Raw genomic sequence first — 24,648 nt, 5'->3', positions numbered from 1 at the left:
GCCTGATCAGGCGGGCCTTTTCTTTTGGGATGGTGTCGGTAAGCTCTGTTGCAACAGGGTTGGGAGGCTTTGATGATATCGTCAAGGATTGCAGGATTTCACAATTTGAGCCGTGCGGGGCGGCTGGAAAAGCTTGTTGAGCTAGGGCTCTTGAGTGAGCGTGAGGCCGCTGAGCTTGCGCTTGAGGCTGGGCCGCTCGCAGAGCTGGCCGACAATCTTTCGGAGAATGTGATCGGGGCTGTCGCTGTGCCGCTTGGGGTCGCGACCAACCTGACTGTGGATGGCCAAGATGTGCTTGTTGCGATGGCGACGGAGGAGAGCTCTGTTATTGCTGCGGTGAGCAACGGCGCGCGGGCTTGCCGTGAACTGGGCGGTGTTTTCACAGAGGCCGATGACCCCTGCATGATTGCGCAGGTGCAGATCACCGGGCTCGCAGATTTGGCAGCGGCGAAGGCTAAAGTGGAGAGCCTCGCGAGCGAGATTGGCAAGCTCTGTGATGCATGTGACCCGATGCTTGTGAAGCTGGGCGGGGGCTTTCGGGACCTTGAGGTGCGCATTTGTGGCCCGTTTCTTGTTGTGCATTTGATTGTCGATGTGCGCGACGCGATGGGCGCGAATGCTGTGAACACGATGGCCGAAGCGCTGGCGCCCAAGCTGGAGGGCTGGACGGGCGGCAAAGTGGGATTGCGTATATTGAGCAATCTTGCGGACCGACGTCTTGTGCGCGCGAGGGCGGTTTGGCGGGCCGAAGAGATTGGTGAGGATATGGTCCGCGGGATTGTGTCGGCCTATGAATTTGCCGCGCATGACCCTTACCGCGCGGCGACGCACAACAAGGGCATCATGAACGGGATTTCGGCTGTGGCGCTGGCGACGGGCAATGACACCCGCGCTTTAGAGGCTGGTGCGCATGCCTTTGCGTCTACGAAAGGCAATGCTGGCGGCTATGGGCCGTTGAGTCGCTATGGTGTGACGGACGACGGCGACCTTTGGGGAGAGATTGAGCTCCCGATGGCTGTCGGGATCGTCGGTGGAGCCACGCGCGCACATCCGACGGCGCAAAAAGCACTCAAGATCATGGGGATCACGCGGGGGGAGCGGCTAGGGCGCATCACTGCAGCTGTGGGTCTTATTCAGAACTTCTCGGCGCTGCGCGCTTTGGCCGGCGAGGGGATCCAGCGCGGGCACATGGGGCTTCATGCGCGCAATGTGGCGATTGTGGCGGGGGCCAAGGGCGCGGATATCGAGCGGATTGCCAAGCTGATGATCGAGCGGTTGGAAATTCGCGAGGATGTGGCGCGCGCGCTTTTGGACGAAGGCTAAGCGCTTGTGACGTGCCGATCTTTTGGGGAGGCTGTTATGGGCAAAACGAAACAGCGGTTGCGCAAAGTGAAAGGCGGCTGTGCTGTTGCAATACACGTGAGGGCGGCCTAGGCTCTTTTTCATGAAACATGTTCCAAAAGAGACCACGGATGATGCGCTTATTCAGGAATTTCTGAAAAAGGGTGGCGAAGTGAAGGTGGGCAAGACCAAGCCCGCAAACCCTGAGCTTGGCCTGAGCAACAACCAGTGGAACAATAAGCTGACCCGCGAAGAAAAGGCCGCACGCGACAAGAAAGCGTGAGCGTCTAAAAAGCGGACTGCAGGCGGCCCATGGGGTCGCCACACTCGTTGAGTGCATTGATTTAAACGAATTGCTCGCGGATCAGGCGTTCTTCGAGGCCGTGCTCTGGATCAAACAGAATGTGGTGTGTGATGTTTGGCTCCGAGCGGATCTGAACGGTCGCGACATTGAGAAACGAGTTGCTGTCGGCATCGGCCATGACAGGGCGTTTCTCGGGCTCGGAGACTTCAATCTCGACCATCGCAGATTTGGGCAGGAGCGCGCCGCGCCAGCGCCGTGGGCGGAACGGCGCAATGGCTGTGAGGGCGAGAACATCAGAGCCAATCGGCAGGATCGGGCCGTGGGCCGAGTAATTGTAAGCAGTTGAACCCGCGGGCGTCGCGACCAGTGCGCCATCACAAACAAGCTCTTCCATACGCAGGCGACCATCAACTGTAATTTTCAGTTTCGCGGCCTGTGGGCCCATCCGCAGCACGGAGACTTCGTTGATTGCCAATGCTTCATGCACCGTTCCGTCTGTGCAGGTGGCGGTCATGGCGAGCGGGTTGATTGTGGTTTCAGCGGCGGCTTCGAGCCGCGCCATCAGGTCTGCTTCGTTATATTCATTCATCAGGAAGCCGACGGTTCCACGGTTCATTCCGTAGACGGGCGCGGGGAGTGCTTGCGTCCGATGCAGGGTCTGCAGCATGAAGCCATCGCCGCCGAGCGCAACAATGATATCTGCTTCTGCTTCGGGGGCTTCGCCATAGCGACTGATGAGGGCGGCGCGCGCCGTTTGGGCCAAGGGTGCCTCGGAGGCGGTGAAGGCAATTTTCAGGGCCATATTGGGCGCGTCCTCGTTTCCTATAGGCGGCAAGATTACCCTATAAAAACGGCTTGTCCACCGCAGGCCTAAGGTTTTGGCGTGCTGGTGTTGGTATTGGTCGCAATTGGTGTTCCTTTTTGCAAAAGTTTCCAATAGGAAACGCAGGAATCGAAAGTTATTTCATAAGGAAGCACCATGTCTGATAAAGGTTTCTTCACTGAGGCGCTGGCCTCGCGCGACCCTGAGCTCTGGGGCGCAGTCGAAAGCGAACTTGGCCGCCAGCGCGACGAGATCGAGCTGATCGCAAGCGAGAACATTGTTTCGGCTGCTGTGATGGAAGCGCAGGGCACAGTTCTGACCAACAAATACGCCGAAGGCTATCCAGGCCGTCGCTATTATGGCGGCTGTCAGTATGTGGATGTGGCTGAAACGCTCGCCATCGAGCGCGCTTGCCAACTTTTTGACTGTGGCTTTGCCAACGTTCAGCCAAACTCTGGCTCACAGGCCAACCAAGGTGTTTTCACTGCTCTGTTGCAGCCTGGAGATACGATCCTTGGGATGGATCTGGCTTCTGGTGGCCACCTGACACACGGCGCAAAGCCGAACCAGTCGGGCAAGTGGTTTAACGCTGTTCATTATGGCGTACGCGAGAGCGACAATCTGATTGATTATGATCAGGTTGCGGCGTTGGCCAAAGAGCATCAGCCCAAGCTGATCATCGCGGGCGGCTCGGCTGTTCCACGGGTCATCGACTTTGCGAAATTCCGTGAGATTGCTGACTCTGTAGGCGCATACCTCCACGTAGACATGGCGCATTTTGCAGGCCTCGTTGCGGCGGGCGAGCACCCATCGCCTTTCCCACATGCGCATGTGGCAACAACCACAACACACAAGACGCTCCGCGGCCCACGCGGTGGCATGATCCTGACGAATGACGAGGCCTTGGCCAAGAAGTTCAACTCGGCGATCTTCCCAGGGATTCAGGGTGGCCCGCTGATGCACGTTATCGCAGCCAAGGCTGTGGCTTTTGGTGAGGCACTGCGCCCCGAATTTAAAGACTACATGAAGCAGGTGCGTGCCAATGCTGTCGCCCTGTCAGACCAGCTTATCAAAGGCGGTCTGGATATTGTGACGGGTGGCACAGACACGCATGTGATGCTTGTGGACCTGCGTCCCAAGAAAGTAACGGGCAATATCACCGATGCGGCTCTGGGCCGTGCCCATATCACCACAAACAAGAACGGTATCCCGTTTGACCCAGAAAAGCCGATGGTGACATCAGGTATTCGCCTCGGCACACCTGCGGGCACGACACGCGGCTTCGGCGAGGCCGAGTTCCGTCAGATCGCGGACTGGATTGTGGAAGTGGTTGATGGATTGGCCGCGAACGGCCCAGAGGGCAACGAGGCTGTAGAAGCCAAAGTGCGCGGTGAAGTGGCCGAAATGCTGAAGAAGTTCCCGCTTTACCCGAACCTCTGAGACGCACAGCGAGGCGGGCTGACACCTGCATGACAAGACAAAGGCCCCTCGCGGTGACGCGGGGGGCTTTTCTTTCTCTTTGGTTTGGGCTTTTGATAGCACAAGCCAAAGGAGTGCGAGATGCAGAACGGATTTTCAGACGCGGTGATGGGTGCGGTGCGCGGGCGGTTTGCTCATGTGGACAGTTGTCCTTTTGAGGGGCGTCGGGTTTTCTTTGAGAATGCGGGTGGCGCTTTGACGCTCAACTCTGTGGTAGAGACCAGCGCGAAGTTTGCAGCCATTCCTGACAACCAAGGCCGCGCCAACGGGGCGAGCCGTGCGCTTGTCGAGATTATTGACCGCGCCAAGGCGGATATGGCCTTGATGATGAACGCGCCGCAGGGGCAGTTTTTTGTGGGCGAGAGCGGCACGGAGCTTTTGTTTCGTCTCATTATGAATGCTTGTCTTGCCCGCAAGGGGCAGGGGCAGGTTCTCAGCTCGTCTCTTGAGCATCCGGCGAGCCGCTCGGCGGCTGCGCGCTGGGCGGGGGAGGCGGAGCTGCATCATGTTGTGATCGCTCATGACGATGCGGCAGGCACGATTGAGGCCGCCGCTTACGCAGAGGCTGTCACTGAAGACACTGTTGTGGCGACGATCGTGCATACCTCGCCTGTCACGGGGATGGGTGTGGATGTGGGCGCTGTCAGCCGCGCCATTCGCGCCAAGGCGCCTGACTGTTTGATCATTGTTGACGGTATCCAGCATGCAGCACACGGCGCAATTGATCTCGCGGCTTATGATGTCGATGGCTATGTGATCAGCCCTTACAAGATGTTCTCCCGTCATGGCTTCGGGCTGGCGTGGATGTCTGAGGCGTTGGAACGTGTGGCACATAATGCGCTCGACGGTGGACCTGCGCTCAACTGGGAGATGGGGACGCGGGACACGGGGGCATACGCGACGCTTTCGGATGTCTGCGGCTATCTGGAGTGGTTGGGCGGCGAAGTCTCGGGCAAGAGCGACCGCCGTGAGCGGATCATTGCAGCGGGCGAGGCCATTCATGGGCAGGAAAAGGCGCTCACTGATGCGATGATTGACGGGGTTGGCAACCTCGCGGGCCTGCGCGAAATGGAGCGTGTGACGATTCTGGGGGGGCCTGACAATGATGCGCGAGAGGGGCTCGTTTCGCTTGTGGTCGAGGGCGTGCCCTCGGTGGAGGTTGTCGAGCGTTTGAATGCTGCAGGAATTCGTACGCATCTGCGCAAAGCGGATCATTACTCGGGCAATATCCTGACGCCGCTTGGGCTGGACGGCTGTGTGCGCGTGTCTTTGTGTCACTATAACTCTGTGCAGGATGTGAGCCAGTTTCTTGCGGTGATGAAAGAGATCGCGGAGTAAGGGGCTCTCTTTTCGAATTTTGCTTCGCAAAATCCGACCGTCTGGGGGACCAGTCCCCCAGACCCCCTGGGATCTTTCTGCAAAGAGGAACTGGGATGTTTGGCCTGTGACGCCACGGCAACGCTGCCTTGTTTTGACCTTTCGGGGCTAATCTGGCGTAGTAAGGCAAACGTGGTGCGCGCAAGGAGACTGCTATGCAGCTGACCGTTGATGGAAAGACACATTATCTGGATGTAGAGGGCGAGATGCCCTTGCTGTGGGTTTTGCGCGACGAGCTCAACATTAAGGGCGTGAAATACGGCTGCGGGATTGCGGCCTGTGGCGCATGTACGGTTCATATTGACGGTGAGGCTGTGCGCTCTTGTCAGGTTGCTGCCGAGGATGTCTGGGGCGAGGTCACGACAATCAACGGACTGGGCAGCCCTGAGGCGATGCATGCGGTGCAGGCGGCTTGGGCAGTGCATCAAGTGGCGCAATGTGGCTATTGTCAGTCTGGACAGATGATGCAAGCGGCGGCTTTGTTGGCCGAGGTGGCTGCGCCCAGTGACGTCGAGATTGACGCGGCGATGAGCGGGAACCTCTGCCGCTGTGGGACGTATCCACGCATCAGGGCGGCTGTGAAGACAGCGGCCAAGACGCTGGCGGAGGGCTGAGATATGGGCAAGGTGAAAACAATTGCGCGGCGCTCTTTTCTGATTGGGTCTGCGGCTGTTCTGGGGGGTGTGGCCTTTGGGGTCTGGCGCGCTAAGACACCTTACACAAACCCGCTTCTCAAGCGGCTGGGCGAGGGAGAGGCGGCGCTGACGCCTTATGTGAAGATTGACGCCTCTGGCGTAACTTTGATCACGCCGCGGGCGGACAAAGGGCAGGGCGCTTATCATGTGCAGGCCGCCCTGATTGCCGAGGAGCTGGATGTAACACTTGAAGCTGTGAAAATCGATCCCGGTCCACCTGATCGCGCGTATTGGAACACAGCGCTCGCAGCTGAGGCAGCCGAGTTTAACGCGCCTGAAGAGGGCTTTGTGCAAGACGCTTTAACGGGTGTTTTGGGCTCGGTGATGAAGTTTGTCGGCCTGCAAATTACGGGCGGGTCAACCACTGTGCCCGATGGCTTTATAAAGTTGCGGGCGGCGGGGGCCAGCGCGCGTGAGACTCTGAAGCTGGCGGCGGCTGAGCAGCTTGGTGTGGCTGTGGGCGATTTGCGCACCGAAGCGGGGCAAGTGATTGCGCCTGACGGAACTGCTTTGCGCTATGAAGAGCTGGCGGAGGCTGTTGCGGGCATGGAGCCTGTGCAGGATGTGGCGCTGCGCGACCCGAGCGAATGGCGCTACTTGGGCAAGCCGATGCAGCGGGTGGATATTCTGGCGAAATCGACAGGCACGCAGGCGTATGGGATCGACTTTGAGATCGAGGGCATGGTGTATGCCGCTCTGAAGCTTGCGCCTGCGCAGGGTGGTGGACTTGTGAGCTATGACGCGAGCGCGGCGCTTGAGATGCGTGGCGTGAGCGGAGTTTATGACGTGAGCGGCGGTGTGGCCGTTGTGGCGGACAACACTTGGCGTGCGTTTCAGGCGGCAGAGGCTGTGGAGGCCGAGTGGAGCGCGTCTGACATGCCTGCGAATATGGCAGAGCACTGGGCCGCACTTGAGGCGAGCTTTGTGCCGAGCCATCAGGACAGCCGTGTGCGAGACGATGGCGATGTAGACACAGCGATGCTTGAAGGCGAGGCCGTGACAGCGGACTACCGCGCGCCCTATCTGGCGCATGCGCCGCTGGAGCCTGTGAGCGCAACTGTGCTTGTAAGCGATGCGCGCGTCGACGTCTGGACGGGGACGCAGATTCCGCGATTTGTGCAGGCAACTGTGGCGAAGATCGCGGGCTTGGATGCCGATGCTGTGCATGTGCATGTGCTGATGATGGGCGGCAGCTTTGGCCACCGTCTTGAGGATGATGTGGTGCGACAGGCGGCAGAAGTGGCTGTGCAAATGCGCGGCGTGCCTGTGAAGCTCACCTATAGTCGTGAAACCGATATGGCGCATGATTACACCCGCCAGATTGCCGCTGCGAAGATGCGCGGCACGGTGAAGGACGGCCGCGTGCAGGCCTATGATCTCTCCATCGCGATGCCGAGTGTGATTGTGAGCCAGATGGGGCGGCAAGGTCTGGGCGTTCCGGGGCCGGACAGCCAGATTGTGGCGGGGGCATTTGAGCAGCCCTTCGCGATCCCGCATCATCGGGTGACGGGGTATCGCGCGGATCCGCTGGCGCCTGTGAGCTCGTGGCGCTCTGTTGGGGCGTCAACCAACGGGTTTTTCTATAACCTTGGTTTGGAAGAGCTCATCGAGGCGGCAGGGGCTGATCCGCTGGAGGAGCGTCTGCGCCTCGCGAGCGACCCTTTGGCGCGAAAGGTGCTAGAAGCTGTCGGCGAAATGTCAGATTGGGACGGGGTGAGCCTTGGGCCGCGCCGTGGACGCGGCGTTGCGATGACGCGCTCCTTTGGGGTGCATTGTGCCGAGGTGGTCGAGGTTACTGATACGGACGATGGCATACGGATCGACAAGGTGTATGTGGCTGCCGAAGTCGGCCGTGTGCTTGACCCTGTGAATTTTGAAAATCAGGTCCAGGGTGGTGTTGTTTGGGCGCTGGGTCATGCGATGAATTGCGAAATCACCTATGAGGGCGGCGTTGCAGAACAGCTTAACTTTGACAGCTTTGACGGCATGCGGATGAGCCAGTGTCCCGAGATTGTTGTGCGTGGGCTTGAGAACGGCGAGGCTGTGCGTGGGGTGGGCGAACCGCCTGTGCCCCCGGCGGCCCCTGCGCTTGCGGCCGCGATCTATGCGGCAACGGGTGTACGGCTGCGGGAGATGCCGTTTTCCAAGTTTGTGAGGTTTGCAAGTTAGGGTTCGAGTTTCACTTTTGCGAAACCCGACGCGCTAGAGGACCAGTCCTCCAGACCGCAGGTAAAGCTGGGGCCAGTCCCCCAGACCCTCTGGGATATTTCTGGAAAGAGGAAGCAGTGGGTGGAGCGTGTTTTCTGCTGCTGCCTGAATTTTGCCATAGGGATGAAGTAGAAGGCGCGACTTGTAACCCTGTTGGTGCCATGGCAGAGCAAAAGGATGAAACGAATGAAGCAGGCGAGGATGGATACGATGAACAGTGAGCCAGTGGGCGATTTGCGCGGGAGTTTTCTTGAGGCGATGAGCCGTGCGGCGAATTCTGTTTATATCGTAACAACCGATGGTGTTGCGGGGCGCGGGGGCGTCACTGTGACGGCATTTTCGAGCGTGTCTGCGGACGTCAGCGAACCTCGTTTGTTGATTTGCATGCATCATGAAAGCAGCACTGCACAGCTTATTCGGGCGAATGGTGTGTTCTGTGTCAATATTTTGAGCGCAGCACATGAAGAACTTTCCGAGCGCTTTGCAGGGCGGCGCGGCAAAGGGGAGGACCGCTTTGCGGAAGGCAACTGGACGCGCGCAAGCAGTGGCTTGTTGCGGCTTGAAGATGCTTTGGCGAGTTATGATTGCCGCCTGAGCGAGCAAAGCCTTGTGGGGACACATCATGTCTTGTTTGGGGCTGTGCAGGATGTGGTCTTGGGGCCAGATGCAACGCCGCTTTTGCACACGCGCCGTGGCTATGGGCAGGTTGCTGAAGGCTAGGCTCCCGAGCCGTGTGCCAAGGAGCCTTGCGGTGTTACAATCAGCTGATCCTTAGATCGGGCCATCTTCGAGATGCAGCTTCATCTCGATCAAGACCTGTTGCAGCGCTGTCGTCTCTTTGAGCAGGCGTTTGGCTTCATTGACTGTGATGACGCCGTCTTCAATTGACTGCTGGTATTCTGCCATCAGCATGGCAAAGCGCTGGCTGAGGGCGATGACATCGGCGTTGATGCCGCCTTTGTCGTCTATGTTACGGCGCCTGTCATCATAGGACAGGGTGATGCCCTTGAGATCAGCCAAGGCGGAGGTGACATGCGGGTAGCTCGCAGCCTCTTCGAGTGCGGCGACAGCATCAATCGGCATGAAGCGATCTGAGTGTTCCTCGTTGTCGGAGTAATAGCGGCCCAAGGTTGCTTTGGACTTTCCTGTGAGGGTGCAAGCGGGCTCTATACCCACGTCTTTTACCAAAGCTTCTGTGTGCTTTTTTAAATAGCTTCCAACGCCTGCCATTAACTCTTTCCCAACCTTTTTCCCTCTAAGTGAATATTAGGGGAATTGAACAATAGTTTTCCCATTAAACGGTTTAATGGTAAATGTCATGAGTGAATTAACCTGCGGTTTTCAGGTGTTAGTGAGTGGTCGACGAGTGTTATAGTCGCCAAGCGTACGGGACTTTTGGGCAGGCATGTATGCGTCTGCTTGAGTCTCTTAGGGGTCGCGGGGTGCGTGTATGCTCCATCCCCAGTGGCCTGTCTGCACGGTTACGCCGCGCGACCCCGACCGTTAACGATTGCGCCCCGCGCCTGCTGTCTCAGGTGTCGGGGCTTTTTCTTTGGGGTAAGGACCGTTGGCTTTCTGTGGCGGTTTGCTCCGTAAAACGCTTGAATTACTGGGGTTTGGGGCTAAAACAGGCCCATGGCAAAACTCTATTTCAACTACTCCACCATGAACGCTGGCAAATCAGCAGTGCTCTTGCAGGCGGCGCATAACTACCGTGAGCGGGGTATGGTTCCCTATCTTATGCTCGCCGCCTTTGATGAGCGTGGAGGCAAAGGACGCATTGCGAGCCGTATCGGGATTGGTGCGGATGCGGATACGTTTTTGCCCGGTGATGACCTCTATGAGAAGATTGAGTCGCGGCTGAAAGAGGGGCCTGTGGCCTGTGTTTTTGTCGACGAAGCCCATTTCATGGAGAAAAAGCAGGTCTGGCAGCTGGCAAAAGCGGTCGATGATCTTCACATTCCTGTGATGTGTTATGGGCTGCGTGTCGATTTTCGGGGCGAACTTTTTCCCAGCTCTGCGGCTCTGCTTGCTTGGGCGGACGAGATGCGAGAAGTCCGCACGATATGTCATTGCGGACGCAAAGCGACCATGGTTGTGCGCAATGGGCCAGACGGAAAGCCGATGATGGACGGGGCGCAAATATTGGTTGGCGGAAATGAAACCTATGTGAGCCTCTGCCGGCGTCACTGGCGTGAGGCGGTGAATGATGCGTAGGGTTGGTGCTCTCCTGAGCCTCGCTCTCGTGCTCGGATTTGTTTACTTTGGTCTGACTTATATTTTTGGAGCATGGGAGCGCGATAGCAGTGACGCGCATGGCGAGGCGCGCCGTGAATTCATGGCGGCTTTGCCTGAAAGTGACTGTTTGGTCGCGGATGAAATCAGCGATGTGGCCGAAGAATGGGGCTGGGAGACGCGCGAAGAAACTGGCTTTGGCTGGTGTGTGGCGCCGGTTGGTGTGGCGCGCTGGTTGAGAGTGACTGTGGAGCCCGCGCTGCCGTTTTCGACAGCGGATGAGAATGCAGCATTTTTTGCTTTTGATGCCGCCGGCTGCTCTGTGCCGTGGCGCTATGGCTCAGGCGCAGGGACGACTTGCCCTGACTGAACTCGGCTTTTCTCGGCGCGAATATCCGACCCGCTGTAGGCCAGCCCCAAGATTCCTAAAATATCTGTGGCACTCTAAAAGCGCTATATGCGCTCTAGAATGACGGAGCCGACGGAGTAGCCCGCGCCAAAAGAGCATATGACACCAATGTCGCCTTGGCCGAGCCCCGACTGGTGCTTGGAGAAGGCAATGATGCTTCCAGCGGAAGAGGTGTTGGCATAATCTTGCAGGATGTTGGGCTGCTCTTCAGGCTCTGGCACGCGGCCAAGCACTTTGCGGCCGACAAAATCGTTCATGGTTTTGTTGGCTTGGTGCAGCCACATGCGCTTAAGCTCTTCAGGGGTCAGGCCGTCGGCTTCAAGATGCGCGAGGATATGGGCTGAGACCATCGGCACAACCTCTTTAAAGACCTTGCGGCCCTCTTGCATGAATTGCATGTCGCGGCGGTCATCAAGATCCTGACCTGTGGTGCGCGTGCGGCGCAAAAAGCCGTTGTTGTTGCGGATATTATTGGAAAACTCGGTGGCACAGCGGGTTGAGCGAATTTTGAAAAGCGGCTTGGCCGCTTCGGCCTCACGTTCGATCAGGGTGGCTGTGCAGACATCGCCAAAGATAAAGTGGCAGTCGCGGTCACGCCATTCCAGATGCCCTGAGCAGATTTCTGGATTGACCACGAGTGCTTTCTTCGCGGAGCCCACGCGGATCATATCTGACGCCGCTTGGATGCCAAAGGTGGCCGAAGAGCAGGCGACATTCATATCAAAGGCAAAACCACCCGCGCCGAGGAGCTTCTGGATTTCGACGGCGATGGCGGGATAGGCGCGCTCGTGATTTGAGGCGGCGCAGATGACGAGATCAACGTCGCTTGCATCGACACCCGCTTGGGCAAGCGCTTTTTGGCAGGCATCGAGCGCCATTTCGGCCATGATGCCTGGCTCGTCATCGACGCGCTCTCGCAACACAGGGTGCATGATGGCAGGGTCGAGCACGCCTTTTTTGTCCATAACGTAGCGCTGCTCAATGCCTGAAGCCTTGAAGATAAACTCAACGGAGGAGCCTGCCTTGGCTTCTATCTCACCCGCTGCGATGGCGTCGGCGTGCTCTTTATTGAAGGCCTCTGCATAGGCATTGAAGGCCTCGACCAGCTCGGCGTTTGTGATCGTGTCGGAGGGCGTGAAAACGCCTGTTCCTGAGATGACGGGCTGGTGCATGGTGTCACTTTCCTTGAGGGTTTGGCCAAGATCACCCATCGGGTGCGGCTGCGTCAAGCCTTAGAGCGCGTTGGGGGGTGTCTCGCCTGCAAAGAAGGCGTCAAGGTTATCAAGGCTCATGTGGCCCATGTTGTCGCGCACTTCTTCTGTGGCGGTACCAAGATGAGGCAGCAGCGTGACGGTATCAAGCTTGCGCAGGGCGTTTGGAACGGCTGGCTCGTGCTCATAGACATCAAGGCCAGCACCCGCGATGGCCTGTGCTTCAAGGGCGGCGATCAGGGCGGTTTCGTCAACAATTTCACCGCGCGCGATATTGATAAAATGCGCAGTCGGTTTCATCGCGTCAAAAATACTTGCGTTGATCAGGTGGGTCGTTTCCGCGCCGCCCGGGGTGGCGACCACAAGAAAGTCGACTTCGGCTGCAAGCGTCTCAAGGTTCGCGATCTGTGTCGCTGGAAAATCAATCTCTTTCGGAGAGCGATTGAAAAATTTGACACTCATGCCAAAGCCGAAGTGGCAGCGCCGTGCGATGGCTTGCCCGATACGGCCCATGCCTACAATGCCGACAGTTTTTCCGCTGACGTGGCTGCCGAGCATTTGCGTTGGCGTCCAGCCAGCCCAATTGCCGGAACGTGCGAGGCGCTCGCCTTCACCCGCACGGCGGGCCGACATCAAGAGAAGCGTCAGGCCGATATCGGCGGTGGCGTCGGTGACAGCGCCTGGTGTGTTCGTCACGGTAATGCCGTGATCACGGGCAGCGGCGACATCGATGTGGTTGATGCCAACTCCGAAGTTGGCCAGAATTTTGCATTTGGTGCGGCCAAATTCTGCAAAAATATCAGCCGAGAACATATCGCCCAACGTTGGGATCATTCCATCATAGAGGACGAGTGAGGAGCGCATTTCAGCCGCGCTCATAGGGCTGTCACTCTTGCGCAGCGTGATATCATAGCTGGCATGGGCGCGCTGCATGACCGCGTCGGTCAAGGCACGGGAAACTAGAATTTTCTTCATGTCTTAGCTCATTCTTTCGCCATTGGGCACAGGGGTGTCGGGGCGCAAAAGCACCACGCCGCCATTTGTATCATGCAGACCCAGAACAAGCACTTCGGACATAAACTTGCCAATCTGTCTTGGCGCAAAATTGACCACAGCGATGACTTGTTGTCCGATCAGCGCCTCGGGGGTGTAGTGGTCCGTAATCTGGGCAGAGGATTTTTTCTGGCCGATCTCGCCACCAAAATCAACCACAAGCTTGATCGCAGGTTTGCGCGCCTCTGGGTAGGGCGCAGCCTCGATCACTGTGCCGACGCGGATATCGACTTTGAGGAAGTCCTCAAAACCGACGGTGGGCGTCACGGTATCAGGCATCGCGCGCGAGTTCCTTGGAGCGATTGGTCGCGGCGGCGACGGTGCGGCGGATGAGCGGCGGCAAGCCACGGTCGCTGTCCATAAGTTCGTCAAGTCCCGCTTGTGTTGTGCCGTTTGGGCTTGTCACATTTACGCGCAGCTGGCTGGGCGTTTCGCTTGATGCAATCGCGAGCGCGCCTGCGCCAGCGACCGTCGCCTTGGCGAGTTGCATTGCCAGTTCGGGTGCAAGGCCTTGGGCCTCACCTGCAGCAGCCAGACATTCGATCAGATGAAAGACATAGGCGGGGCCAGAACCAGAGACACCAGTGACTGCGTCAATCTGGTTTTCGGACTTCAGCCGCACGACTGTCCCGACGGCTTCAAGCAGCGCTTGGGCGGCATTGAGGTGTGTCGCTGTGGTCGCTTTGTTGCCAACGATTGCTGTGATGCCTTGGGCGACAGCCGCAGGCGTGTTCGGCATGGCGCGCACAATCGGGGTGTCTGCACCAAGCACCGCTTCGAAATGCTTAATCGGCGTGCCAGCCGCGACAGAGATCACCAAGGTTGACCCGCCGCCCATCGCCTGAAGCGTGGGCAGGGCTGCCCCCATCATCTGGGGCTTCACTGCGACAATCACGATCGCCGGAGCTTCGGGAAGCTCTGTATTCAGATGTGCGCCCGTGGCTCGGAGCCACTCGGACGGCTTTGGATCAATCACATAAACGGAGGCTGCAGGTAGACCGCCCTTGAGCCAGCCTTCCAGCATGGCCGACCCCATTTTACCGCAGCCCAGCAGAACAAGGCCTTTTGTTGCAATATCAGAATATGTCATTTCTGCCCCCGAAAGCGTTCGGGGATAGGTTACGCGTGGCCGTAGGCCTCTGCAATGGCGACTTGCATCGCTTCACGTGGCGTCCGTCCGCCCCAAACCACGAGCTGGAAAGCGGGGTAGTACCGCTCGGAAGCACAGACGGCGTTGTTGATCAGCGTGTCGATCTGTTCGGGCGAGGCCAGAATGCCCCCCGCAAGGACGAGGCCATATTTGTAGACCATCAGTTTTTGTTCGGCCCAGTAGGAGAAGGCGCCAGTCCAGCACTGATCGTTGACTTCATTGAGCGAACCGTAAAGGTCTGGGAGGCGATCCTCTGGTGGCTCCATCTCGAAGGTGCAGATCATTCGTAGGGTTTCGTCATAGTCAGACCATGCGAGTGTCACGCCATAGGTGCGCCACTGGCCTTCGACTGACATAGAAATCTGGTTGTCCGCCACGCGGTCGAACTCCCAGTCATTGTGGGAGGCCAGACTCTCAACAATGTCGATGGGGTGAATTTCGTCGTCTAGATATTGTTCTGACAGTGCCATTTCGCCACCTCATTTTTGCGTCAAAGTGCCTGCTCTTATGCAGCGCAAACACCCTGATTTGCCCGATAGGATGGGGTTTAGTCCCCTTGTCCTACCAAATATGGTAAGCGTGGCCTTCCGATCCTGTAAAGCTATTTATTGTGGATAACCCCAATAACTTGTGGATAGCCTGTGAGTGGATACTATTTATGCTGCAAACGTGCTCAAAAGGGCGACAGCAAAGACAAGCCCTGTCGCAAAGAGAAGCGCCATGACGGCAAAAGAACCCATGTCTTTTGCGTGTTTGGCCGCAAGAGACCACTCTGGTGAGACATGATCCACAATCTCTTCGATTGCTGTATTGAGTGCCTCAACCGCCAATGTCAGAAGCGCAAGCACCGCCACCGCTACGATCCACGCAAGCGGTGCCCCAAGTATCACGAGCAGTCCAAGCCCGAGCGCTGCCGCCAGAAGCTCATGGCGAAAGGCTGTTTCATGCCAGAGGCGGAGAAAGCCTTGTGACGAATAGCGCGTCGCGGCAAAGAGATGGGCTATGCCTGTGACTTTTTCTGGAACGGGGTTTTGCGGTGCGTCTTGCATATTGGGCCTTTCGAGGGAACCTGCACCAAAGGTTTCCCAAATCGCGCCGCGCCGCAAGGGGCGACTTGCAGAGGCCGTGTGCCGCGCGCACTATGGGTCAGCTTATGGGGAGACAAGCGATGGACAACGCACGGCTGAAACGGATCGAAGACTGGATGCGCGACTACCGAAAAGCAGGGCGCTACAGCGGCTCTTCGCTTCTGGTCTATCGTCATGGCGAGGAAGCTTTTTTTGCTGCCGATGGGCTTGCGTCTGTGGCGCGCGGTCAGGCCTATGAGAGAGACACTATCCTGCGAATCTATTCGATGACCAAGCTGGTCACGACCGCGCTTTTGATGATGCTGGTGGAGCGTGGACAGGTTGTGCTCGATACGCCTGTTGCGCAATATTTGCCAGAGTTTGGCCAGATGCGTGCGCTGCGGCAGGGGGCCACGGGCGAAGATCAGACGGACCCCGCGCGCAGCCCCACGCTACACGAGCTGCTCACCCACACGAGCGGCATGACCTACGGCTTCAACACAGGTGTTGTGCCCGAGGCCTATGCGCGCCGCTTTTCAGAGATCGGCTTGCAGGATGTTACGCTTGAGGCTTGGTGCAAGGTGCTTGCAGAGCTGCCACTTTGCTTCCAGCCAGGAACAGCTTGGGAATATTCTGTTGGGATCGATGTGATTGGCCGTGTGATCGAAGTGATCACAGGTGAGACGCTCGCCGCCGTGATGCAGCGCGAGATTTTTGATCCTCTTGGCATGGTTGATACGGGCTTTGATGTACCTGCCAACAAACTTGCGCGCTTTGCCGACTGTTATGAGAAGCGCGAGGGCGATCCGCTTGCGCTCTTTGATAGCGCCGAGGACAGCCGCTTTTCTGAGGGCCGAGTCAGCCTACACGCTGGCGGTGGCGGGCTTGTCTCGACGCTGGATGATTACATGCGTTTTGGCGAAATGATCCGCCTTGGCGGTGCGCTCGAAGGCGTGCGCCTGCTCAGCCCTCGCACGGTCAGGTTTATGACAAGCAATCATCTTAAGGGGGATATCGCCTCTATGGGCGCTGAGAGTTTTGCAGAAATGCCAATGACAGGGATGGGCTTTGGCCTCGGTGGCGCTGTGGTTCTCGATCCGGCCCGCGTGCGGGTTCAGGGCTCGGTTGGAGACTTTGGCTGGGGCGGTTTGGCGAGCACATATTTCTGGACGGACCCCGTTGAGCAACTGAGCGTGGTCTTCTTCACCCAGCTTATCCCCTCATCAAGTTACAGCAATCGCGCCGAGCTGAAGGCACTCATACACGGGGCATTGCTTGATTAAGCGCGGCGCAATCGCTCACTTCATTTTCATGATAATACAGGTGGTCGAGCCGGTGGCGTAGAGTTTGCCGTCGCTTACGCCCCTGATCTCGCCATTGGCGATTCCTGTGGAGCGGCCTGCGTGTTGGCATGTCCCGATGGCCTCGACCTCTGTGCCAAGCGGAATTGGCCGCAGGATATTCACCTTGAATTCAAGCGTGGTGTAGACAGAGCCTTTCGGCACTCGTGTCATCACGGCGCAGGCCATGCAACTGTCCAGAATTGTGCCATACCAGCCGCCATGAACCGTGCCCATCGGATTGGTTGTGCTGAATTCTGGGGTGCCTGTGAAGACGGTTTTGCCTTCTTCCACAAGCGTTGGCCAAAAGCCCATAAGTGCGCCGATAGGCGGGCCTGCAAGTTTGCCGTCGCGGACGTCCTGCATAAACTCAAGCCCAGAGCGCGCGAGTGTCGCCTCCATATCAGGCAGCTCTTCCGGGCTCTTGGCGATATAACGTGTCTGGCTCATCTGCGCTCCGTAGGATGACTTTACAAAACGCTAGAGCGGCCCCCTTGGGGGCGCAACTCTTACGCCACGTTGCGCAAGGCGGCACGCGGCTCAAGCCCGAGCGCCACGCAGATGTCACGCGTGAGTGAGGGGCGGTTGAGTGTGTAGAAGTGAAAACGCGAGACACCTTCCTGCATCAGGATATCGCAGAGTTCTGTTGCCTGTGCTGTCGCCAGAAGCTCCTCGCGCCCGTCGCGCGCGGCTTTGGAGAAGGCGTCGTCAAGTTCGGACGGCACGGAGGCACCACAGCTCTGGGCAAATCGCTTGGCGCCGTTCCAGTTTTCAATTGGCATGATGCCGGGGGTGATCATGCCGTCGATACCCGCTTTGGCGCAGGCATCGCGGAAGCGCAGGAAATGAATCGGGTCAAAGAAAAATTGCGTGATGGCCTCATCTGCACCAGCTTCAAACTTGCGCTTGAGATGGTCGATGTCCGCACCCGCATAGGCGGCATCAGGATGCGGCTCGGGGTAGGCCCCCACGCGGATGTTGAAGTTGCCCTCGGCTTTTAAGGCAGCGATCAGTTCAACAGAATCGGCAAACCCTTCCGGGTGGGCGCGAAAGCCGCCAGCCCCTTTGGGCGCGTCACCGCGCAGCGCGACGATGTCTGTAATTCCTGCTTTGGCGTAGCCTCGGGCGATCTCGAGGGTTTCCTCACGGGTTGCATCAACGCACGTGAGGTGGGCCGCCACACGCAGCCCAGCCGTCTTATGCAGAGTTTCCGCCGCCTCGCGTGTCAAAGCGCGCGTGGTCCCGCCTGCTCCGTAGGTGACTGAGACAAATCTTGGCGCAAGGGGTGCGAGCGATTGGACGGCTTCATGGAGCTTGAACGCGGCTTCAAGGTTTTTGGGTGGGAAGAACTCAAACGATACGTCAGGTGTCATAAGGGGGCCTTTCATGGCGGTTGCTCTCTTGTGCCCGCAAATTGAATGTGAGACAAATTCATAACTTTCATTCTCATTATGAGGCGTATTCACATATGCATATCGAGTTTCGCCACCTGCGCACTATTCAGGCGATCCATGAGGAAGGTGGCTTGGCCCGCGCGGCTGATCGCCTCAATATTACGCAATCGGCTCTCTCCCATCAGATCAAGGGGATTGAGGATCAGGCAGGGGTCGAACTTTTTGTGCGCCGTAGCAAGCCGATGAAGCTCTCGGCGGCTGGTTTTCGGTTGCTGCGCGTGGCCGAAAAGGTTTTGCCCGAGATTGCCGCGCTTGAAGCTGAGTTTATGGGGCTGCGCCAAGGCAGCGCTGGACGTTTGCACATCGCGATTGAATGTCACGCGTGCTTTGAGTGGCTCTTTCCTGTGCTGGAACAGTTCCGCGCGCCTTGGCCAGAAGTTGATGTCGATATCCGCCCCGGTCTGGCATTTGAGGCTCTGCCCGCGCTGATGCGCGAGGAGGTTGATATTGTGATTTCCTCTGATCCTGAAAAGCTCAAGGGCATCGTCTTTGTCCCGTTGTTTGACTATGCGCCCGTCTTTGTGGCCTCGGCCAAGCACAAGCTTGCCGAAAAAGCCTTTGTGGAGGCGGAAGACTTCAGGGGCGAAACCCTGATCACATATCCTGTGGAGCGCGCGCGGCTCGATATTTTTTCCGAGCTCTTGTCGCCTGCTAAGGTGGAGCCGTTGGCAGTGCGTCAGGTTGAGCTGACAGCCGTAATCCTTATGCTGGTCGCGGCGGGACGCGGTGTCTCTGTGTTGCCTGACTGGGTCTTGCGTGAGGTAAAATCTTCTGCGGAGTACATCACCCGCCCTCTGACCGAGGCAGGTGTAACCAAGCGGCTTTATGCCGCCGTACGTGAAGATGACGCGAGCTTGCCCTTCATGGCGCATTTTCTCAAGCTGGCGCGCGAAATCCCTATTCGCCTGCAAAGGGGCTAGGCTGGGTTGCTATGGGTTGCGCGGCGCGCAGCCAAGGCGTATAGCCGCGGTTTGACACCCCCCGAAGGAGCTTGAGCCATGCAAGCCAGCGCGAATCTTAACGTGATGATCAAAGCCGCCCGTAAGGCGGGCCGCAGCCTTGTGAAGGATTTCCGCGAGGTCGAAGCGCTTCAGGTTTCCATGAAGGGCGCAGGCGATTTTGTGAGCAAAGCCGATTTGCGCGCCGAAGCGATCATCAAAGAAGAGCTGATGGGCGCTCGCCCGACATATGGCTGGGTGGCTGAAGAAGGCGGCGTTGAAGAAGGCCAAGACCCGACGCGCCGCTGGATCGTTGATCCGCTGGATGGAACAACCAACTTTTTGCACGGGATGCCGCATTGGGCGATCTCGATCGCGCTTGCGCACAAGGGCGAAGTGATTTCGGCTGTGGTCTTTGACCCCGCCAAAGACGAGATGTTTTACGCGGAAAAAGGCTCGGGCGCTTGGCAAGACCACGCCCGCCGTCTGCGCGTTTCTGGTCGCCGCCACATGAACGAATGTGTTTTCGCAACGGGCCTACCGTTTTCAGGCCATGGCGATTTGCCTGCCACGTTGAAAGACTTGGCGCGCGTGTTGCCAGGCTGTGCCGGTGTGCGCCGTTGGGGCGCGGCCTCTCTTGATATGGCTTATGTCGCTGCCGGCCGCTTTGATGGCTTCTGGGAGCGCGGACTGAGTGAATGGGATCTCGCCGCAGGGATGCTGATCGTGCGGGAAGCGGGCGGTTTTGCCGAGGCGATTGATCCTGAGGCACGCATTCTTGATACAGGCGAGATCATCTGCTCCAATGACGCGATGTTTGATCCGCTCTGCAAGCTCATCCGCAACAGCTAATCTTCAGCGATCAGCGGGGTGGTTTACCCCGTCAGCCCAAGGGATCGGGTCGTGCTCTGAGGGGTTTATTCCTTCAAGCCCGCCCATATTGACGCCGTATTCGTTTGGGTTCGAGCGGCGCTGATGGTGGGTGTATATCCCGCAGGTTTTGCAGAAGTAATGCTTGGCCGTCATAGTGCCCCATTGATAGAGCGTGAGGTTTTCCTCTCCTTTGACGATTTTGATCCCGTCCAGAGGCGCGCTCACGGCGACAGCTCCACGGCGGCGACAGAAAGAACAATCACAGCGTCGCGCAGTGGCAAGCCCGTCGGAAAGCGTCACCGCGAGCTCGACGGCTCCACAATGACAGGTGAGTTTATGGGGTCGGCTCATTTGCGTCTCCTGATCATGGGAATGCGAGAGGGGTCATATGCTGCTTCTGGGTGGGGCGGGTGAAAGTCGTTCTCATGCCAGAAACGCGGCCCACCAAGGCGCCGGAAAGTCGGCAAGGTCAGCACAATTCCCGCGACAAAGCCGCCGGCATGAGCCCAATAAGCGACACCGCCAGTGTCTGGGTCTGCGCTTAACCCGCCAAAGAACTGCAGGCCAAACCAGATCGCCAGCATGATGTAAGCGGGCAGGGTGAAAACGCGAAAGAAAATGACGATGATCAACAGGATATCGACTTTGGCCCGCGGAAAGAGCAAAAGATAGCCCCCCATCACCCCTGCAATCGCGCCTGATGCACCGACCGTTGGGACAGCGGAGCCTGGCGCAAACATCACATGCACATAGCTAGCGAGTAATCCCGACAGAATGTAGAACACGAAAAACCCGAGATGCCCCATCTCATCTTCCATGTTGTCGCCAAAAATCCATAAAAACAGCATGTTGCCGCCAATGTGCATAAGCCCGCCATGCAGAAACATTGAGGTCAAAAGGCCTTCGTAGCCTTGCCCTGTGCTGATGGCTGCAGGGATCAGCGCATATTGAAAGTAAAAGTCAGAGAGCGCACGAGGGTCTGCAAACAAATGCCAATAACTCAGAAAAACCGCGATGTTCACGGCAATTAGCGCGTAGGTCACATAGGGTGTGCGCCCGCTTGGATTATGATCGCGAAATGGAAACATAGGACGAGGCTAAGCGCAAAATACGCGGACGAAAAGCCCCAATGAGCGGCTGTGCTGCTTCCTCTTTCTGTAAATACCCCGGCGAGGGCGAGGGGCAGCGCCCCTCGCTTTGGTCGGATTTCGCGCAGCGAAATTCGAGCCCCTCAGCCCTGTCCTGCCAAAAGCGCGGCATTGCCACCCGAGGCTGTGGTGTCGACGCAAACATGCCGCTCGCCCATCACACGCGCCAGATCAGGTGTCGCGGTGATCAGCGGCAGGATCGCGCCTGTGCGCTTGGCCAAGGCCTGCTCATAGGCGCGTGCCTCCGTTGATGCCCCCCAGAAGAGAGCGCCAGAGAAACCTGTAAGTGTTTCCAAGGCCACCGCCGGAAGAGAGCCTGTGGCCTTTACAGCAATTCCACCCATTGCGCGGACCAGAGAGGCTTGCGCTTCTGCCGTTTCGGCGCTTGGCCCAAGACAAAGCAGTGGCGCGCGTGGCTCCAATGTCAGTTTGTTGGACTCACCCGTTGGTCCAGGCATCGCCAAGGTTTGTGCCACTTCTGCTGATGGGGCTGCGGCGATGGCTGCCTGCATGTCGGGAGCAGTCATGTTGCTGTTCCATGCGCCATGGGCCGCCTGCGCGGAAGGCGCAACGAAGCGTGGCAGATAGTTTGGTCCGCCCGCCTTTGGGCCCGTGCCTGAAAGCCCCTCGCCGCCGAAGGGCTGGGAACCCACAATAGCGCCGATCTGGTTGCGGTTGACATAGATGTTGCCCGCATGAATGCGCTCACAGATATGCTGCACACGGTCGTCAATGCGTGTTTGCAAGCCAAAGGTCAGGCCATAACCCGTAGCGTTGATCGTATCGACGACGGTATCGATCTCGCTGGATTTGAAGGTTGCCAAATGCAGCACTGGTCCAAAGATTTCGCGGCCCATGTCTGCAATGCTGCCCACCTTGATAAGGGTCGGCGCGATAAATGTGCCCGAGTTTGGCGTGCGCAGCTCGTGCAGCAAACGCCCCTCGGCGCGGGCTGTTTCGATATGTGCAGCAATCCCTGCGCGGGCTTCTTCGTCGATCACTGGGCCAACATCTGTGCTCAAAAGCCATGGCGCGCCTATGGAAAGTTCGTCCATCGCGCCTTTGAGCATATGGGTGAGGCTTTCGGCGATATCATCCTGCACATAAAGGCAGCGCAGAGCAGAGCAGCGCTGGCCTGCTGACTGGAAGGCACTTTCAACGATGGCTTGCACGGCCTGCTCGGGCAAGGCGGTGCTGTCTACGATCATCGCGTTCAAGCCGCCTGTCTCGGCGATCAGCGGTGCGCCCGGGGCGAGATTGTTGGCCATAGATTTGCGGATAAGGAGCGCCGTTTCGGTGCTGCCCGTGAAGGCGACCCCGCCAACGCGCGGATCAGATGTGAGCGCTGCGCCCACATCGCCCGCACCGGGCAGAAGCTGAAGGGCACTCGTGGGCACACCCGCTTCATGCAGAATCTGAACCGCGCGGTAGGCGATGAGGGAGGTCTGTTCGGCGGGCTTGGCCAGCACGGCGTTGCCAGCGGCGAGGGCGGCGCTGACTTGCCCCGTAAAGATCGCCAGCGGGAAGTTCCACGGCGAAATACAGGTAAAAGTTCCCACGGGGGTCTCATGCGGCGCATTGGCGGCGTAGTAGCGCAGGAAGTCGACGGCTTCACGCAGCTCGCCCACTTGATCGAGCATGATCTTGCCAGCTTCGCGCGCGAGCTGAGCAAAAAGCTCGCCAAAATGCTTTTCATAAAGATCGGCAGCCTTGTTCAGAACCTTGGCACGCGTCTCTGGGGTTGCGTCCCACGGGGCTGCGGCTGTCAGCGCGGTTTCGACATCTGCCGCCGAGGCGAAAGCAACCTTACCCACTGTATCAGCTGGGTTTGCAGGGTTGAGGACCACATGCGCTTTGGCGGGTTTGGCTTTCCCTGCGATGAGCGGTGCTGCGTCCCAGACATGCGCGGCGAACGCTTTGCGGGCCTTCTCTATGCGGGCCAGTGTTGGCTCGTGAGTGATGTCAAAGCCCTTGGAATTTGCCCGCTCTGGCGCAAACAAATCGGGGGCTTGAGTGATGTTGGGTTGGGCGTCTGCAAGGGCGTCAAACGGGCAAGCGGCGACCTCTTCGGCAGGCACATCCTCGTCCACGATTTGGTTCACAAAGCTTGAGTTGGCCCCGTTTTCAAGCAAACGGCGCACGAGGTAGGCGAGCAAGTCGCGATGCGCACCAACGGGCGCGTAGATCCGGCAATGGCTGCCGCGATCTTTCAACACGATGTCATGCAGCGCCTCGCCCATGCCGTGAAGGCGTTGGAATTCGTAGGCGTGATTGCTCACGCCCATATCGCGCGCCATATCGAGCACAGCGGCGACTGTATGGGCATTGTGTGTTGCAAACTGCGGATAGATGCGTCCCGTCATGCCCAAAAGCTTTTTGGCATTGGCGATATAACTGACGTCTGTTGCGGGCTTGGCTGTAAACACAGGAAAGCCTTCGACGCCTTCAACCTGCGCGCGCTTTACTTCGGTGTCCCAGTAGGCGCCCTTTACAAGGCGGACCATGATACGGCGGTCGAGGCGTGTGGCGAGTGCATTGAGGAGTTCAATAGCGTCGCCTGCGCGCTGGCCATAGGCCTGCACAACAACGCCAAAGCCGTCCCAGCCAGCGAGCGCTGGCTCTGAGAGAACTTCCTCGATCACATCCATCGAAATGGCGAGGCGGTCGGCCTCTTCTGCATCGACATTGAGGCCCATGCCGGCAGACTTGGCCAGAAGCGCCAGCGAACGCAGGCGCGGGGCAAGCTCGTCCATTACGCGGCTGCGCTGGGCCTCTTCATAGCGTGGGTGCAGCGCCGAGAGCTTGACCGAGATGCCCGGGTTTTCGCGTATTTCAGCATGCGTGCAGGCCTGTGCAATCGCGGTGATCGCGCGGGAGTAGGCCAGATGATAGCGCTTCGCGTCGCCCTCTGTGCGAGCGGCTTCGCCGAGCATATCGTAGCTGTAGGTATAGCCCTTGGCTTCCATCTTGGCAGCGCGTTCCATCGCGCCCACGATGGTCTCTCCCAAAACAAACTGACGGCCCATTTCTTTCATCGCGCGGCCTACGGCTGTGCGGATCACAGGCTCTCCAAGGCGCTTCACGGCGCTACGAAGCGAGCCGATGATGCCCGGAGCGGGCTCATCGAGCACCTTGCCTGTGAGCATGAGCGCCCATGTGGATGCGTTGACCAGTGGCGAGGTGCTTTCACCGAGGTGGCTGGCCCAATCAGACTGCGCGATCTTGTCTTCAATGAGCGCATCAATCGTTTCGGCATCGGGCACACGCAAGAGCGCCTCGGCAAGACACATAAGCGCGATGCCCTCGTCGGTCGAGAGGCCGTATTCCGCGAGGAACACTTCCATCATCCCTGGATCGGAGCTTTCTCGAATGCCGCGCACCAGAGTGGCAGCGTCTGCCGAAATGCGTTGCCGCGTTTCTTGTGAAAGACCCGCCTCTTCAATCAGGCGCTGAAGCGTGGTGGCTTCATTGGCATACATATTGGCGCTGATTTTGGTGCGTAGGGGCGATTTTTGTGTGTTCTTAGGCATGGCAGGCTCCTCC

25 protein-coding genes are annotated in these 24,648 nt (G+C 58.2%); 12 read left to right on the top strand and 13 right to left on the bottom strand.

Annotated features, from left to right (window positions below; all coding sequences use genetic code 11):
- The first annotated feature begins 72 nt into the window (after nucleotides 1-72).
- On the top strand, nucleotides 73-1,323 hold the full coding sequence (locus tag DSM117340_RS12100; protein ID WP_089891907.1) for a hydroxymethylglutaryl-CoA reductase, degradative: 1,251 nt from the start codon (nucleotides 73-75) through the stop codon (nucleotides 1,321-1,323).
- Nucleotides 1,324-1,444: 121 nt separating this feature from the next.
- Entirely contained in the window at nucleotides 1,445-1,624 is a 180-nt protein-coding gene (locus DSM117340_RS12095; RefSeq protein WP_089891904.1) for a hypothetical protein, read from the top strand.
- Between the two features lie 61 nt (nucleotides 1,625-1,685).
- Here the strand turns inward: DSM117340_RS12095 and DSM117340_RS12090 are convergent, their stop codons facing one another.
- Entirely contained in the window at nucleotides 1,686-2,447 is a 762-nt protein-coding gene (locus DSM117340_RS12090) for an NAD kinase (RefSeq protein ID WP_089891901.1), read from the bottom strand.
- 177 nt (nucleotides 2,448-2,624) lie between these two features.
- On the opposite strand from DSM117340_RS12090, the gene glyA reads away from it, so the two are divergent.
- The 5 genes from glyA to DSM117340_RS12065 all read left to right on the top strand — a co-directional run bounded on the left by glyA (nucleotide 2,625) and on the right by DSM117340_RS12065 (nucleotide 8,947).
- Nucleotides 2,625-3,908 carry a serine hydroxymethyltransferase gene (gene glyA / locus DSM117340_RS12085; RefSeq protein ID WP_089891898.1) on the top strand — a complete coding sequence of 428 codons (1,284 nt, stop codon included), beginning with the start codon at nucleotides 2,625-2,627 and terminating at the stop codon, nucleotides 3,906-3,908.
- Between the two features lie 120 nt (nucleotides 3,909-4,028).
- Nucleotides 4,029-5,285 carry an aminotransferase class V-fold PLP-dependent enzyme gene (locus tag DSM117340_RS12080; protein WP_273486352.1) on the top strand — a complete coding sequence of 419 codons (1,257 nt, stop codon included), beginning with the start codon at nucleotides 4,029-4,031 and terminating at the stop codon, nucleotides 5,283-5,285.
- 194 nt (nucleotides 5,286-5,479) lie between these two features.
- Nucleotides 5,480-5,938, top strand: coding sequence for a 2Fe-2S iron-sulfur cluster-binding protein (locus DSM117340_RS12075; RefSeq protein ID WP_089891893.1), 459 nt, complete (start codon nucleotides 5,480-5,482; stop codon nucleotides 5,936-5,938).
- Nucleotides 5,939-5,941: 3 nt separating this feature from the next.
- On the top strand, nucleotides 5,942-8,188 hold the full coding sequence (locus DSM117340_RS12070; protein ID WP_089891889.1) for a molybdopterin cofactor-binding domain-containing protein: 2,247 nt from the start codon (nucleotides 5,942-5,944) through the stop codon (nucleotides 8,186-8,188).
- Nucleotides 8,189-8,413: 225 nt separating this feature from the next.
- Entirely contained in the window at nucleotides 8,414-8,947 is a 534-nt protein-coding gene (locus DSM117340_RS12065; protein ID WP_177170685.1) for a flavin reductase family protein, read from the top strand.
- A gap of 51 nt (nucleotides 8,948-8,998) precedes the next feature.
- Here DSM117340_RS12065 and DSM117340_RS12060 read toward each other — a convergent pair whose 3' ends face one another.
- Nucleotides 8,999-9,457: a hypothetical protein gene (locus DSM117340_RS12060; RefSeq protein WP_089891884.1), complete on the bottom strand. Its 459-nt coding sequence runs from the start codon at nucleotides 9,455-9,457 to the stop codon at nucleotides 8,999-9,001.
- 405 nt (nucleotides 9,458-9,862) lie between these two features.
- Here DSM117340_RS12060 and DSM117340_RS12055 point away from each other — a divergent pair, with 405 nt between their 5' ends.
- Both DSM117340_RS12055 and DSM117340_RS12050 read left to right on the top strand, forming a co-directional pair.
- A complete protein-coding gene (locus DSM117340_RS12055; RefSeq protein ID WP_089891881.1) occupies nucleotides 9,863-10,444 on the top strand; it encodes a thymidine kinase in 582 nt (193 codons plus the stop codon).
- A complete protein-coding gene (locus DSM117340_RS12050) occupies nucleotides 10,434-10,832 on the top strand; it encodes a hypothetical protein (protein ID WP_143037436.1) in 399 nt (132 codons plus the stop codon). Before DSM117340_RS12055 ends, DSM117340_RS12050 begins: the two co-directional genes overlap by 11 nt.
- Before the next feature lie 83 nt (nucleotides 10,833-10,915).
- Here the strand turns inward: DSM117340_RS12050 and DSM117340_RS12045 are convergent, their stop codons facing one another.
- From DSM117340_RS12045 to DSM117340_RS12020, 6 genes are all read right to left on the bottom strand, one after another.
- Nucleotides 10,916-12,043, bottom strand: a complete 1,128-nt coding sequence (locus DSM117340_RS12045) for a beta-ketoacyl-ACP synthase III (protein WP_354690039.1) — start codon at nucleotides 12,041-12,043, stop codon at nucleotides 10,916-10,918.
- Nucleotides 12,044-12,103: 60 nt separating this feature from the next.
- Nucleotides 12,104-13,057, bottom strand: coding sequence for a D-glycerate dehydrogenase (locus tag DSM117340_RS12040; RefSeq protein WP_089891874.1), 954 nt, complete (start codon nucleotides 13,055-13,057; stop codon nucleotides 12,104-12,106).
- Between the two features lie 3 nt (nucleotides 13,058-13,060).
- Nucleotides 13,061-13,414, bottom strand: coding sequence for a tRNA-binding protein (locus tag DSM117340_RS12035; RefSeq protein ID WP_089891871.1), 354 nt, complete (start codon nucleotides 13,412-13,414; stop codon nucleotides 13,061-13,063).
- A complete protein-coding gene (proC, locus tag DSM117340_RS12030) occupies nucleotides 13,407-14,225 on the bottom strand; it encodes a pyrroline-5-carboxylate reductase (RefSeq protein WP_089891866.1) in 819 nt (272 codons plus the stop codon). Before proC ends, DSM117340_RS12035 begins: the two co-directional genes overlap by 8 nt.
- Nucleotides 14,226-14,254: 29 nt before the next feature.
- Complete coding sequence (locus DSM117340_RS12025) at nucleotides 14,255-14,755, bottom strand: YbjN domain-containing protein (protein WP_089891863.1); 501 nt, start codon at nucleotides 14,753-14,755, stop codon at nucleotides 14,255-14,257.
- Nucleotides 14,756-14,941: 186 nt separating this feature from the next.
- Nucleotides 14,942-15,334: a diacylglycerol kinase gene (locus tag DSM117340_RS12020; protein WP_089891861.1), complete on the bottom strand. Its 393-nt coding sequence runs from the start codon at nucleotides 15,332-15,334 to the stop codon at nucleotides 14,942-14,944.
- A gap of 119 nt (nucleotides 15,335-15,453) precedes the next feature.
- Between DSM117340_RS12020 and DSM117340_RS12015 the strand changes: the two genes are divergently transcribed.
- Nucleotides 15,454-16,635 (top strand): serine hydrolase domain-containing protein, encoded by a 1,182-nt coding sequence (locus DSM117340_RS12015; protein ID WP_089891859.1) that lies wholly within the window; start codon nucleotides 15,454-15,456, stop codon nucleotides 16,633-16,635.
- A 15-nt stretch (nucleotides 16,636-16,650) separates the two neighbouring features.
- Here the strand turns inward: DSM117340_RS12015 and DSM117340_RS12010 are convergent, their stop codons facing one another.
- Together DSM117340_RS12010 and metF are read right to left on the bottom strand one after the other, a co-directional pair.
- A complete protein-coding gene (locus DSM117340_RS12010) occupies nucleotides 16,651-17,094 on the bottom strand; it encodes a PaaI family thioesterase (protein WP_245724464.1) in 444 nt (147 codons plus the stop codon).
- Nucleotides 17,095-17,201: 107 nt separating this feature from the next.
- On the bottom strand, nucleotides 17,202-18,080 hold the full coding sequence (gene metF / locus DSM117340_RS12005) for a methylenetetrahydrofolate reductase [NAD(P)H] (protein WP_089891853.1): 879 nt from the start codon (nucleotides 18,078-18,080) through the stop codon (nucleotides 17,202-17,204).
- Nucleotides 18,081-18,160: 80 nt separating this feature from the next.
- Here metF and DSM117340_RS12000 point away from each other — a divergent pair, with 80 nt between their 5' ends.
- Both DSM117340_RS12000 and DSM117340_RS11995 read left to right on the top strand, forming a co-directional pair.
- Complete coding sequence (locus DSM117340_RS12000; protein WP_089891850.1) at nucleotides 18,161-19,066, top strand: LysR family transcriptional regulator; 906 nt, start codon at nucleotides 18,161-18,163, stop codon at nucleotides 19,064-19,066.
- Between the two features lie 78 nt (nucleotides 19,067-19,144).
- Nucleotides 19,145-19,936: an inositol monophosphatase family protein gene (locus DSM117340_RS11995; protein ID WP_354689672.1), complete on the top strand. Its 792-nt coding sequence runs from the start codon at nucleotides 19,145-19,147 to the stop codon at nucleotides 19,934-19,936.
- Between the two features lie 3 nt (nucleotides 19,937-19,939).
- On the opposite strand, the gene DSM117340_RS11990 is transcribed toward DSM117340_RS11995, so the two are convergent.
- The 3 genes from DSM117340_RS11990 to putA form a co-directional block, all read right to left on the bottom strand.
- A complete protein-coding gene (locus tag DSM117340_RS11990; protein ID WP_089891844.1) occupies nucleotides 19,940-20,308 on the bottom strand; it encodes a GFA family protein in 369 nt (122 codons plus the stop codon).
- Nucleotides 20,305-21,045 (bottom strand): rhomboid family intramembrane serine protease, encoded by a 741-nt coding sequence (locus tag DSM117340_RS11985; protein ID WP_349379390.1) that lies wholly within the window; start codon nucleotides 21,043-21,045, stop codon nucleotides 20,305-20,307. The genes DSM117340_RS11990 and DSM117340_RS11985 overlap by 4 nt, the downstream gene beginning before the upstream one ends.
- Before the next feature lie 143 nt (nucleotides 21,046-21,188).
- Nucleotides 21,189-24,635, bottom strand: coding sequence for a bifunctional proline dehydrogenase/L-glutamate gamma-semialdehyde dehydrogenase PutA (gene putA / locus DSM117340_RS11980; RefSeq protein ID WP_354689671.1), 3,447 nt, complete (start codon nucleotides 24,633-24,635; stop codon nucleotides 21,189-21,191).
- Nucleotides 24,636-24,648 lie beyond the last annotated feature (13 nt).

The sequence above is a fragment of the Lentibacter algarum genome, from assembly GCF_040580765.1.
Classification (GTDB): Bacteria; Pseudomonadota; Alphaproteobacteria; order Rhodobacterales; family Rhodobacteraceae; genus Lentibacter; species Lentibacter algarum.
The sequence above is the reverse complement of the archived record's forward strand: the minus strand, read 5'-3'. Positions and strand labels throughout refer to the sequence as shown.

What these genes read in the sequence shown, in the direction of transcription:
- DSM117340_RS12040 (WP_089891874.1), bottom strand. Translation starts at nt 13,057, where the DNA reads ATGAAGAAAATTCTAGTTTCCCGTGCCTTGACCGACGCGGTCATGCAG.
- proC (WP_089891866.1), bottom strand. Translation starts at nt 14,225, where the DNA reads ATGACATATTCTGATATTGCAACAAAAGGCCTTGTTCTGCTGGGCTGC.
- metF (WP_089891853.1), bottom strand. Translation starts at nt 18,080, where the DNA reads ATGAAAGGCCCCCTTATGACACCTGACGTATCGTTTGAGTTCTTCCCA.
- DSM117340_RS12060 (WP_089891884.1), bottom strand. Translation starts at nt 9,457, where the DNA reads ATGGCAGGCGTTGGAAGCTATTTAAAAAAGCACACAGAAGCTTTGGTA.
- DSM117340_RS11995 (WP_354689672.1), top strand. Translation starts at nt 19,145, where the DNA reads ATGCAAGCCAGCGCGAATCTTAACGTGATGATCAAAGCCGCCCGTAAG.
- DSM117340_RS11990 (WP_089891844.1), bottom strand. Translation starts at nt 20,308, where the DNA reads ATGAGCCGACCCCATAAACTCACCTGTCATTGTGGAGCCGTCGAGCTC.
- DSM117340_RS11985 (WP_349379390.1), bottom strand. Translation starts at nt 21,045, where the DNA reads ATGTTTCCATTTCGCGATCATAATCCAAGCGGGCGCACACCCTATGTG.
- DSM117340_RS12080 (WP_273486352.1), top strand. Translation starts at nt 4,029, where the DNA reads ATGCAGAACGGATTTTCAGACGCGGTGATGGGTGCGGTGCGCGGGCGG.
- DSM117340_RS12000 (WP_089891850.1), top strand. Translation starts at nt 18,161, where the DNA reads ATGCATATCGAGTTTCGCCACCTGCGCACTATTCAGGCGATCCATGAG.
- DSM117340_RS12065 (WP_177170685.1), top strand. Translation starts at nt 8,414, where the DNA reads ATGAAGCAGGCGAGGATGGATACGATGAACAGTGAGCCAGTGGGCGAT.
- DSM117340_RS12070 (WP_089891889.1), top strand. Translation starts at nt 5,942, where the DNA reads ATGGGCAAGGTGAAAACAATTGCGCGGCGCTCTTTTCTGATTGGGTCT.
- DSM117340_RS12015 (WP_089891859.1), top strand. Translation starts at nt 15,454, where the DNA reads ATGGACAACGCACGGCTGAAACGGATCGAAGACTGGATGCGCGACTAC.
- DSM117340_RS12055 (WP_089891881.1), top strand. Translation starts at nt 9,863, where the DNA reads ATGGCAAAACTCTATTTCAACTACTCCACCATGAACGCTGGCAAATCA.
- DSM117340_RS12095 (WP_089891904.1), top strand. Translation starts at nt 1,445, where the DNA reads ATGAAACATGTTCCAAAAGAGACCACGGATGATGCGCTTATTCAGGAA.
- DSM117340_RS12010 (WP_245724464.1), bottom strand. Translation starts at nt 17,094, where the DNA reads ATGGAGGCGACACTCGCGCGCTCTGGGCTTGAGTTTATGCAGGACGTC.
- DSM117340_RS12045 (WP_354690039.1), bottom strand. Translation starts at nt 12,043, where the DNA reads ATGCACCAGCCCGTCATCTCAGGAACAGGCGTTTTCACGCCCTCCGAC.
- DSM117340_RS12090 (WP_089891901.1), bottom strand. Translation starts at nt 2,447, where the DNA reads ATGGCCCTGAAAATTGCCTTCACCGCCTCCGAGGCACCCTTGGCCCAA.
- DSM117340_RS12020 (WP_089891861.1), bottom strand. Translation starts at nt 15,334, where the DNA reads ATGCAAGACGCACCGCAAAACCCCGTTCCAGAAAAAGTCACAGGCATA.
- DSM117340_RS12025 (WP_089891863.1), bottom strand. Translation starts at nt 14,755, where the DNA reads ATGGCACTGTCAGAACAATATCTAGACGACGAAATTCACCCCATCGAC.
- DSM117340_RS12100 (WP_089891907.1), top strand. Translation starts at nt 73, where the DNA reads ATGATATCGTCAAGGATTGCAGGATTTCACAATTTGAGCCGTGCGGGG.
- DSM117340_RS12035 (WP_089891871.1), bottom strand. Translation starts at nt 13,414, where the DNA reads ATGCCTGATACCGTGACGCCCACCGTCGGTTTTGAGGACTTCCTCAAA.
- DSM117340_RS12050 (WP_143037436.1), top strand. Translation starts at nt 10,434, where the DNA reads ATGATGCGTAGGGTTGGTGCTCTCCTGAGCCTCGCTCTCGTGCTCGGA.
- glyA (WP_089891898.1), top strand. Translation starts at nt 2,625, where the DNA reads ATGTCTGATAAAGGTTTCTTCACTGAGGCGCTGGCCTCGCGCGACCCT.
- DSM117340_RS12075 (WP_089891893.1), top strand. Translation starts at nt 5,480, where the DNA reads ATGCAGCTGACCGTTGATGGAAAGACACATTATCTGGATGTAGAGGGC.
- putA (WP_354689671.1), bottom strand. Translation starts at nt 24,635, where the DNA reads ATGCCTAAGAACACACAAAAATCGCCCCTACGCACCAAAATCAGCGCC.